The 10,134-nt window shown below is 57.1% G+C and carries 9 protein-coding genes; 4 read left to right on the top strand and 5 right to left on the bottom strand.

Going from position 1 to position 10,134, the window contains the following annotated elements:
- The 3 genes from rdgC to sugE form a co-directional block, all read left to right on the top strand.
- Positions 1 to 882, top strand: an 882-nt coding sequence (gene rdgC, locus ACIOWE_RS21645) for a recombination-associated protein RdgC (RefSeq protein WP_401395609.1), incomplete at its 5' end; no start/stop codon positions are given.
- 148 nt (positions 883 to 1,030) lie between these two features.
- Positions 1,031 to 1,996: a bile acid:sodium symporter family protein gene (locus ACIOWE_RS21640; RefSeq protein ID WP_401395606.1), complete on the top strand. Its 966-nt coding sequence runs from the start codon at positions 1,031 to 1,033 to the stop codon at positions 1,994 to 1,996.
- Positions 1,997 to 2,114: 118 nt separating this feature from the next.
- Complete coding sequence (gene sugE / locus ACIOWE_RS21635; RefSeq protein ID WP_008077894.1) at positions 2,115 to 2,429, top strand: quaternary ammonium compound efflux SMR transporter SugE; 315 nt, start codon at positions 2,115 to 2,117, stop codon at positions 2,427 to 2,429.
- A 103-nt stretch (positions 2,430 to 2,532) separates the two neighbouring features.
- On the opposite strand, the gene ACIOWE_RS21630 is transcribed toward sugE, so the two are convergent.
- The 5 genes from ACIOWE_RS21630 to ACIOWE_RS21610 form a co-directional block, all read right to left on the bottom strand.
- Positions 2,533 to 4,407 (bottom strand): MFS transporter, encoded by a 1,875-nt coding sequence (locus ACIOWE_RS21630; protein ID WP_401395603.1) that lies wholly within the window; start codon positions 4,405 to 4,407, stop codon positions 2,533 to 2,535.
- Positions 4,408 to 4,503: 96 nt separating this feature from the next.
- A complete protein-coding gene (locus ACIOWE_RS21625; RefSeq protein ID WP_401395600.1) occupies positions 4,504 to 5,655 on the bottom strand; it encodes a TDT family transporter in 1,152 nt (383 codons plus the stop codon).
- A gap of 105 nt (positions 5,656 to 5,760) precedes the next feature.
- Positions 5,761 to 6,072, bottom strand: coding sequence for a cupin domain-containing protein (locus tag ACIOWE_RS21620; protein ID WP_401395597.1), 312 nt, complete (start codon positions 6,070 to 6,072; stop codon positions 5,761 to 5,763).
- 9 nt (positions 6,073 to 6,081) lie between these two features.
- Positions 6,082 to 8,022: a membrane-associated oxidoreductase gene (locus ACIOWE_RS21615; RefSeq protein ID WP_401395594.1), complete on the bottom strand. Its 1,941-nt coding sequence runs from the start codon at positions 8,020 to 8,022 to the stop codon at positions 6,082 to 6,084.
- A gap of 74 nt (positions 8,023 to 8,096) precedes the next feature.
- Positions 8,097 to 9,299: an MFS transporter gene (locus ACIOWE_RS21610; protein ID WP_401395591.1), complete on the bottom strand. Its 1,203-nt coding sequence runs from the start codon at positions 9,297 to 9,299 to the stop codon at positions 8,097 to 8,099.
- 91 nt (positions 9,300 to 9,390) lie between these two features.
- Between ACIOWE_RS21610 and ACIOWE_RS21605 the strand changes: the two genes are divergently transcribed.
- Positions 9,391 to 9,933, top strand: a complete 543-nt coding sequence (locus ACIOWE_RS21605; RefSeq protein ID WP_401395589.1) for a TetR/AcrR family transcriptional regulator — start codon at positions 9,391 to 9,393, stop codon at positions 9,931 to 9,933.
- The last annotated feature ends 201 nt before the right edge of the window (positions 9,934 to 10,134 follow it).

Genomic DNA, 10,134 nt, shown 5'->3' with positions numbered 1-10,134 from the left:
GACCTTCCTGTCGATGCCGAGGCGCTGGAAACTGCACTGGCCACCAAACTGGCGCGTCCATGTGCAAGCCAGGAGTTGACCACCTACGGTTTCGTCGCGCCATTCGGCAAAGGCGAAGATGCTCCACTGGTGCACGTCAGCGGTGATTTCCTGCTGATCGCTGCACGTAAAGAAGAACGCATTCTGCCGGGCAGCGTCGTACGTGACGCGGTCAAGGAAAAGGTCGAAGAGATCGAAGCCGAGCAGATGCGCAAGGTCTATAAGAAGGAACGCGACCAGATCAAGGATGAAATCATCCAGGCCTTCCTGCCGCGTGCATTTATCCGTCGCTCGTCGACCTTCGCCGCCATCGCGCCGAAAAAAGGCCTGATCCTGGTCAACTCGGCCAGCCCGAAACGCGCCGAAGACTTGCTGTCGACCCTGCGTGAAGTGATCGGCACCCTGCCCGTCCGTCCGTTGACCGTGAAAATGGCACCGACAGCGGTCATGACCGATTGGGTCACCACGCAGAAAGCCGCCGACGACTTCTATGTGCTGGACGAGTGCGAACTGCGCGACACCCACGAAGATGGCGGCATCGTCCGTTGCAAGCGTCAGGACCTGACCAGCGAAGAAATCCAGTTGCACCTGAGCACCGGCAAAGTCGTTACGCAATTGTCGCTGGCCTGGCAGGACAAGCTGTCGTTCATGCTTGATGACAAGATGACCGTCAAACGCCTGAAGTTCGAAGATCTGTTGCAGGATCAGGCGGAACAGGACGGCGGCGATGAGGCACTGGGTCAACTGGACGCCAGCTTCACCCTGATGATGCTGACGTTCGGTGATTTCCTGCCGGCGCTGGTTGAAGCGTTGGGTGGCGAAGAGACTCCGCAAGGGATCTAAAGCCCGACGAGCTTCATAATGTAGGAGTGAGCCTGCTCGCGATAAGGGACCGACATTCAACGGAGATGTTGACTGTAAGACCGCGATCGCGAGCAGGCTCACTCCTACATTTGTTTTGTGGTGTTCATTCAATAATAAGGAACAAGCCATGCGCGCACTGGCTGCACTGAGCCGTTTTATCGGCAATACCTTCGCTTACTGGGTTTTGATTTTTGCGGTTATCGCGTTCCTGCAACCGGCATGGTTCCTTGGCCTCAAAGGCGCGATCGTGCCGCTGCTGGGCCTGGTAATGTTCGGCATGGGGCTAACCCTCAAACTCGATGATTTTGCCGCTGTCGCCCGCCACCCGTGGCGTGTCGCGCTGGGCGTCGTCGCACATTTCGTGATCATGCCCGGTGTGGCGTGGTTGCTTTGTCAGGTGTTTCACCTGCCGCCGGAAATCGCCGTCGGGGTGATTCTGGTCGGTTGCTGCCCAAGCGGCACCTCCTCCAACGTAATGACGTGGCTGGCCCGTGGCGATCTGGCGTTGTCGGTGGCCATTGCTGCCGTGACCACCCTCCTCGCCCCGTTGCTGACCCCGGCGTTGATCTGGCTGTTGGCCTCGGCGTGGTTGCCGGTGTCGTTCATGGAGTTGTTCTGGTCGATCCTGCAAGTGGTGCTGCTGCCGATCATTCTTGGCGTGGTTGCCCAGCGTTTGCTGGGTGACAAGGTTCGGCATGCGGTGGAGGTATTGCCGCTGGTGTCGGTGGTCAGCATCGTGATCATCGTCACCGCGGTGGTAGCGGCCAGTCAGGCGAAAATCGCCGAATCCGGCCTGCTGATCATGGCGGTAGTGATGCTGCACAACAGCTTCGGTTACTTGCTCGGTTACTTCACCGGCCGGCTGTTCAAGCTGCCGTTGGCGCAACGCAAGTCGCTGGCGCTGGAAGTCGGCATGCAGAACTCGGGATTGGGCGCCGCTTTGGCCAGTGCGCATTTCTCGCCATTGGCGGCGGTGCCGAGCGCGTTGTTCAGTGTTTGGCACAATATTTCCGGGGCGCTGCTTTCAACCTACTTCCGACGCATGAGCGAGAAGGAAGATCGTGAAGCCTTGGCGCAACAGGCCGCCGACTGAGCTGAAACTTGATCCCCGGGTTAATGCTCGTCAAACTATTGCGCTACGCGGGGACGACCCTGCGGCTCGATCGAGTTTTTAATCTGGGGACGACCCCGTCAATCGATGGAGGTCTCTCATGTCCTGGATCATTCTGTTTTTCGCCGGCCTGTTCGAAGTCGGCTGGGCCGTCGGCCTGAAATACACCGATGGCTTCAGCCGTCCACTCCCTACCGCCCTGACCGTTGCAGCCATGGCCATCAGCCTTGGCCTGCTAGGCCTGGCGATGAAGGAATTGCCGCTGGGCACGGCCTATGCGATCTGGACCGGTGTCGGCGCCGTGGGCACGGTGATCGCCGGGATCATTCTGTTTGGTGAGTCAATGGCGTTGATTCGGCTGGCCAGTGTGGCGTTGATCATCACTGGTTTGATCGGCCTCAAGGTCAGCGCTTAAGCCTCTGACCCCATCGCTGGCAAGCCAGCTCCCACAGGTTCGACGGTGTACACGATCCTTGTGGGAGCTGGCTTGCCAGCGATGAGGCCAGATCAGACAACAACTATCTGACAGCCCCGCGCAACTCCCCCACCAAACCTTGCAACTTCGCCGGTTCCGCCCCTTCAACAGCAACAGGCGAACCCGCCACCAACGTCACCCGCGACCACAAGCGACGGAACACTCCCTTGTTCGGATCGCGACTGAAGAAACTTCCCCACAAGCCCTGCAACGCCAGCGGAATCACCGGCACCGGCGTTTCCTCGAGGATCCGCGTCAGCCCGCCCTTGAATTCGTTGATCTCACCGTCGGCAGTCAGTTTGCCCTCCGGAAAGATGCACACCAGCTCACCGTCCTTCAGATACTGGGCAATCCGCGTGAAGGCTTTTTCGTAGATCTGAATATCTTCATGGCGCCCGGCAATCGGAATAGTACCCGCCGTGCGGAAGATAAAGTTCAACACCGGCAAGTTGTAGATCTTGTAGTACATGACAAAGCGAATCGGCCGACGCACCGCGCCGCCAATCAGCAGGGCGTCGACGAACGACACGTGGTTGCACACCAGCAATGCCGCGCCTTCATCGGGGATTGCTTCCAGGTTGCGATGCTCGACGCGGTACATGGAATGGCTGAGCAACCAGATCATGAAACGCATGCTGAACTCGGGGACGATCTTGAAGATGTAGGCGTTGACGCCGATGTTCAGCAGCGACACCACGAGGAACAACTGCGGGATCGACAGCTTGACCACGCTCAACAACACGATTGAGACAATGGCTGACACCACCATGAACAGCGCGTTGAGAATATTATTGGCGGCAATCACTCGCGCGCGTTCGTTCTCGGCGGTGCGCGACTGGATCAGCGCGTAAAGCGGCACGATATAAAAGCCACCGAAGATGCCGAGACCGAGAATGTCGACCAGCACTGCCCAGGTGTGGGCAAAGCCCAGTACTTCAGTCCAGCTGTGGCCAGTGACGCTATCGGGAATTCCACCGGAGTGCCACCACAACAGCAGACCAAACACCGTCAGACCGAATGAGCCAAACGGCACCAGACCGATCTCAACTTTGCGCCCGGAAAGCTTCTCGCAGAGCATCGAACCCAGCGCGATACCCACCGAAAACACCGTGAGAATCAGCGTGACCACGGTTTCATCGCCGTGCATCCACTCTTTGGCGTAGGCCGGGATCTGCGTCAGGTAAATCGCCCCGACAAACCAGAACCACGAGTTGCCGACAATCGAGCGCGACACGGCGGGCGTCTGACCCAGACCGAGTTTCAGGGTCGCCCAGGATTGGCTGAAGATGTTCCAGTTCAGGCGCATATCCGGCGACGAAGCCGCCGCGCGGGGAATGCTGCGGCTGGCAAGATAACCCAGCACGGCGATGCCGACGATGGCCGTCGAGACCAGCGGCGCGTAGTGGGTCGAGGACATGATGACCCCGGCACCGATGGTCCCCGCCAGAATCGCGAGGAACGTGCCCATCTCGACCAGACCATTGCCGCCGACCAATTCCTCCTCACGCAAGGCTTGCGGCAGGATCGAATATTTCACCGGCCCGAACAGCGCCGAATGGGTGCCCATCGCGAACAGCGCCACCAGCATCAGTGACAAGTGATCGAAAAGGAAACCGACCGATCCCACCGCCATGATGGCGATTTCCGCGAGCTTGATCAGACGGATCAGCGCGTCTTTGGCGAACTTCTCGCCAAACTGTCCGGCCAGTGCCGAAAACAGGAAGAACGGCAGAATAAACAGCAGCGCACACAGGTTGACCCAGATCGAGCGGTCACCCTCGATGGTCAGTCGATAGAGAATGGCGAGGATCAGCGACTGTTTGAATACGTTGTCGTTGAACGCACCGAGCGACTGTGTGATGAAAAACGGCAGGAAGCGCCGGGTGCGCAGCAGGTTGAACTGTGAGGGGTGACTCATCTTCCGTGTTTTCCTGATGTTGGGTAGAGAGGCCTGGGTTCTTGTATTGGAATCTCGAACCGCGATCCAGGCCACACATTACCTAAAACTTTCAGGTTATTTCTTCAAACCTGCAATGCACGGCGAAACAAACAGTTCGCCACGCCATGCCCCTTGCACGGTGCGCTTGCCGACGATCAGCCACATGACCGCCAACAATGTCACCAGCACGCAGCCAACCACACTGAAAAACCCGAGGTTGAGCGTGCTTGCAAGTTTGAGAGTTGCCAGCGAATACACGCCCAGCGGGAAGGTGAATCCCCACCAGCCGAGGTTGAACGGAATACCGTCGCGCAGATAACGCACGGTGATCAGCAGTGCCATCAGCATCCACCACAAACCAAAGCCCCACAGCGTGATCCCGGCCACCAGGCCAATGCCGGAAGCGATTTCGCCAATGCCCGGCAGGCCGTTGGCCGCGAAGATCGCCGGGGCATCCGCTCCCAGCAGCAACATACCCAGCGCACCGGTACCGATCGGGCCGAGGGCCAGCCAGCTCGAGGCGGCCATGTTTTCATGAGGCAGTTTATGCAAGGCCATGCGCAGCAACAGGATGGTCAGAATGCTGAACGCCACCGGCAGGGAAAACGCCCAGAGCACGTAGCTTGTCGTCAGTACCACCAGTTGCGAGTGGGCATCGGTCAAGTGGGGTGCGAGCAATCCACCACTGGCGGCGGCGACTTCGGCGGCCACCACCGGTAACAGCCAAACCGCCGTCATCTGGTCGATGCTGTGTTCCTGGCGGGTAAACATCATGTAGGGAATCAATACGCCACAGGCCAGCGACATCGCCACATCCAGCCACCACAGCACTTCGGCCAGTTGAATGACGCCGTCACCCCAACGTGGCAGACCGAACAGCAGAAAGCCGTTGATGATCGTTGCCAGGCCCATGGGAATGGTGCCGAAGAACATCGACACGGTGGAATGGCCGAAAATCCGCCGCGCCTCGTCGAAGAACAAAATCCAACGGGCGGTATAAGCAGCGGTAAACAGAGTGAACAAGAGGATGTTGAACAACCACAGCCCTTCGGCCACGGCATGCATCCCGGGAATCGCTACCGGCAAATTCGCCAACGCCAGTGCCAGCACCCCGGTACCCATGGTGGCGGCGAACCAGTTCGGGGTGAATTGGCGAATCACTTCACGCGGATGCTGAAGTTGGCTGAGCGGCTTGATGCCGGGTTTGCTGCTGTTGGGGCAAGTCATCATGAACTCCTGTCCTCAGGTGAGGTTGAGTCCATGGTAGATCTGAATCGAATATCTATATAACAGGTAATTTCTCTAACTGTTATCTATTTTGCAGATAAGCAGTTAAACACTGCCCTCGCTTTCGATCACCAGAATTCGCGCCACGCCCTGCGGGTGAGCGACATGCTCGGTGCCGACCGAGGCGTAGAAAATGTCACCAACCGCCAACTGCACCTGTTGTTCTTCACCCTCCTCGCGGTAATGCATCGACACTTCGCCGTCGAGCACCACGAACACTTCCTCACCGTCATTGACGTGCCACTTATAAGGCTGATCGGTCCAGTGCAGGCGCGTGGTGATGCCGTTCATGTTGGCGATATCGAGCGCGCCCCAGGCGCGGTCGGCGGTGAAGGTCTTGCTGCGAATAATCTTCATGAATATCACCTATTCCTTGCGGCGCGCTAAACCAGAAACCACAGCCACAAACAGCAGGCTGAATCCCCATCCGGCGAGGATTTCGCACCACATCACAAATCGGACCCAGCGTTTGCCACTGATAAAGAAGCTGAAAAACTCAAAAACTGGATTGGCTTTTGGGGTTTCAATCAGCGGAGCCCAGTCATTTTCCTGATGCAAATCGACCAGAGGCAGTAGTAGATCCAGTGAGAACGCAATCGGACTGAACCCGGTGTACTCCTCACGGAGCTTCTCACATAAATACCAATTACCCGCCCCCTTGAACTTCTCTGGCAGCTCTGCCTGCGTGCGATAACGACTTTTGTCGAGCCACACCTGCTCCCTGTCCGGGCGACAGGTGTCATAAGCTTCGTTTTGAAAAATAAGTGGATTGCTTGGAGCAAAGACCCCGAAACTGGCGGCACTCCAGTAAACCAATGTGCAAAATCCCCAAACCAGTGCGAACCATGGCAGCAATAGCATCGGGCGGTAGCCGAAGCCAGTCAGATAACCATAAAGAAAATGCAAGAACCTCGCCGAGGCTGCGTAGAGCTTTCGAAAAGACGGAGACCAATTACTCGGTGACTGACCGATGCGACCAGATGCACGCAAGCACTGCTCAAATTCTATACCCACCTCCTTGGCTTCTTCGGTGTGGCCACTAGATTCAAGGACCTGCTGCAATTGGCGCCATGGTTGGGGACGAAAATGCTCCTTCGATGACATAGGCGACGTTTCGTCTTTTTCCAAACAGGCTTTCTGCTTTTTCAACCATGTAATGCGATCACTAACAGGCATCGGCTTATGCACATCCACAGAGTCATAGACAAAGCCGTTGAGAATCGGACGCTCTCCCCAGGAAGCAAGATCATCATTGATGGTCGAGACCCTGGTGCCTAAAAACGAGATTTGTTTGGGAGCGGACTTGAGGTCGCGCAAATCGAGCCTCCCTTTCACTCTCATTTCATTTGCTCTTAGTTCCTGTATGGCAGCGCCATCAAACTCAACATTTCCTTCAACCTCCAAACCGGCCAGTTGCAGTCTCCCCTGGATTTCACAGCCTTGACTGAATAACGCGTTACCACTGATAAAAGCGCGCTCAATGGTCATCGCATGAGCGTTTCCAATCGCAAAAAATTTCGAATGCCTACAGCTCAACTGGCCAGAAATCCTTGCACCCAGCAGATTAACAATGCCTGTCGAAGTAAAACCGTCCCTGAGAAAGACAGGACCATTGATACAGGCAAAATCCAGGTCAAGGGACTGCTCTTTATCAACGGTAAAACTTGCATTTACGCAATTGAACTGTCCCCCAACTACGGCAGATCTGAAACGCACTAAGCCCTTGGCAGAAAACCCGCCTTTGAGATAAACACCCGTGCGTATCTCGGCGAAAGAGGCGTCGAGGCACGTCTTTCCCCCACCATCAAATTGTGCTCCTAAACAAAACAGCCCGGCGGCTATCCGGGCCGAATCGAGCTCGACTAGACCGTTGGTAGTAGAGGATGAAAAGACTAGGCTGTCATTGACAACAATTCGCTCACCTAAAAAAGAATTGAGCGAGCAACCGTCGAACTTGAGCATACGATCAAAGCTGGCACCGCGGACATTGATATCCTGATCGAACAAGCAATTCTGAAAAGTGACCGGGGTACTCACGGAAATGCCCACTAAAAAAAGTGTCCCCTCGATAACGGCGCCCTGCAGGTAAAGACTCTCCCCGAGAAATGCTCCTTTGGAATACGTCAGGATCAGAGCACGCAGAAAAGTTGCTCGTACCACATTCTCCGCAGTCGACGAGACGGGCAACTCGTCAGTGATGGTGGCAATCACTCCCCGCTTGAAGCAATCCAGCAAGCGCTTCTCGGCAGGACGTAATCCGCCCTTGCCTTTCTGCAAGCGTCCCAGCAAATCCAAGCTTTCATCCATTATCGTTCACTCAAATCATTTCACTGCGGATAATGGTGGGCATGGTAGTGAACAGGCGTTTTGCCATCAATCAACTATTCACTCGCTGAACGATTGAGGTTAATGCGTGAAACCAGGATCTGACGCGATATCAAAATTAGACCGCCCACCGAAAGGACTACCAATGCCAAGCCATAGACGTCTGTAGTCGCCAGCAAACCAAAACTGCTAGTCAAATGCCCGGCCAACAATGCCGGCAGACAGAACGCCAGGTAACTGAGTGCGTAATACGCTGACATTAACCCGGCTCTTTCATGCGGTAACGCCAGCGGCACCAGGCTGCGCACGGCGCCGAGGAAGCCTGAGCCAAAACCACAACCGGCAACCAGCGTGCCGAGGAAAAACAGCGACAGACTGGCGCTGTGCACACCGAGCAGAATCAGCACCAGACCACTTGGCAGCAAGCTTGCGCCGAGTTGCAAGGCGCGTGTGGCGGGACGATTGCGCAGGGTGAAGATCATCAGTGCGCCGGTGACGGTCAGTGCCGCGACGGTGGCGCCGCCGATCAGGTTGGAAGTGGAACCGGTGGCCGTGCGCACCAGCGACGGCGCCAGCGAGGCGTAAAAACCGCCGAGAGCCCAAGTTGCAGTGTTCAGCGGTAGCACTCGCCACAACGTTGAACGCGCCTGAACCGGGACGTGTAGTGTCGGACGCAATGACGCCCATGCCCCGGCCTGCGGGCTGACGCTCTCCGGCAGGCGCCAGACATAAAGCGCTTGCAGCACAAACAGCGCGAGCAGCAGCCAGTAAGTCAGTTGCAGTGGCGCCGGGGCGAACTCGGCCAGCAGGCCACAGCCCATACCGCCCAGCGCCATGCCCAGCAACGGCGCAACGCTGTTGATCAGCGGTCCTTGCTGGCGGTCGGTGTCGAGCAGCGTCGCACTCAATACGGCGGTGGCCATCCCGGTCGCGAAACCTTGCAGCACCCGCGCACTGATCAGCCAAGTGACGCTGTCGGCGCTGATGAACAGCAGCATCGCCAGCGCATTGAGCAATACCGCGGCGAAGATCACTGGTTTACGCCCGAGGTGATCGGACAGTGATCCGACGGTTAACAGCGCCGCCAGCAAACTCAGGGCGTAGACGCCGAAAATCAGGGTCAGCATCGCTGCCGAGAAATGCAGTTGATCCTGATACAGGTGATACAACGGCGTCGGCGCAGTGGAAGCGGCGAGAAAACTCAGTAAGGTGATCGCCAGAAACCACAGGCTGGGACGATTGGAAGCAAGGCTGTTCATGTGCACACTCCGCAAAAGCTAATTTTTTGCTTTTGCGGAGTGTGCTCTCGGCCTTCGCTTAAAGCAAATTCTTTGTGTTAAGGTCTGGCGCATGGCTATTAAAGAAGGTTTACGCCCCGGCGGTCGCAGTGCCCGGGTGCAAGAGTCGATTCATTCGGCAGTCCGCGCGCTCCTGCAAGAACAGGAGCGTTCGACCGTGACCGTCCCGCAAATCGCCGCACGCGCAGGTGTTACGCCATCGACGATTTATCGGCGCTGGGGGGATCTGGCGGCCTTGCTGGCGGATGTCGCCCTCGCCCGCATGCGCCCTGACAGCGAACCGGCGCAAACCGGCAGCCTGCGCAGCGATATCCGCGCCTGGGCCGAGCAATATCTCGACGAGATGAGTTCCGAGCCCGGACGCAACATGATGCGCGACGTGCAGGCGAGTGCTACGCCGGGGTATTGCGTGACGATTATCGGGGCGCAGTTGCAGACGATCATCCAGCGGCATCCCGATGAGCAGGCACCGAGCGTTGATCATTTGATTAATCTGGTGGTGGCGCCGGTGGTGTTTCGCATTCTGTTTTCGGCGGCGGCTCTGGAAGTGGAAGAGTTGCATCGGCTGATCGATATCGCGTTGCAACAGGGCTGACGCCATCGCTGGCAAGCCAGCTCCCACAGAGATCTCCAGCGAATGGAAATTTTGTATACGCCCGCAAAATTGTGGGAGCTGGCTTGCCAGCGATGAGGCCCGCCAAGTCACCATAAAACCACCCGGTTCCACCCCTGCGACACCCCGCCACGCCACGACCTTGGTCGACACTGACTAACCGCCGCACTCATGCGAGACTGT

The sequence above is a fragment of the Pseudomonas sp. NPDC087598 genome, from assembly GCF_044743525.1.
GTDB lineage: Bacteria > Pseudomonadota > Gammaproteobacteria > Pseudomonadales > Pseudomonadaceae > Aquipseudomonas.
This window is presented reverse-complemented; position numbering and strand designations above follow the sequence as displayed.

Coding starts and splice junctions, on each gene's coding strand:
- ACIOWE_RS21640 (WP_401395606.1), top strand. CDS start 1,031: ATGCGCGCACTGGCTGCACTGAGCCGTTTTATCGGCAATACCTTCGCT.
- sugE (WP_008077894.1), top strand. CDS start 2,115: ATGTCCTGGATCATTCTGTTTTTCGCCGGCCTGTTCGAAGTCGGCTGG.
- ACIOWE_RS21630 (WP_401395603.1), bottom strand. CDS start 4,407: ATGAGTCACCCCTCACAGTTCAACCTGCTGCGCACCCGGCGCTTCCTG.
- ACIOWE_RS21625 (WP_401395600.1), bottom strand. CDS start 5,655: ATGACTTGCCCCAACAGCAGCAAACCCGGCATCAAGCCGCTCAGCCAA.
- ACIOWE_RS21620 (WP_401395597.1), bottom strand. CDS start 6,072: ATGAAGATTATTCGCAGCAAGACCTTCACCGCCGACCGCGCCTGGGGC.
- ACIOWE_RS21615 (WP_401395594.1), bottom strand. CDS start 8,022: ATGGATGAAAGCTTGGATTTGCTGGGACGCTTGCAGAAAGGCAAGGGC.
- ACIOWE_RS21610 (WP_401395591.1), bottom strand. CDS start 9,299: ATGAACAGCCTTGCTTCCAATCGTCCCAGCCTGTGGTTTCTGGCGATC.
- ACIOWE_RS21605 (WP_401395589.1), top strand. CDS start 9,391: ATGGCTATTAAAGAAGGTTTACGCCCCGGCGGTCGCAGTGCCCGGGTG.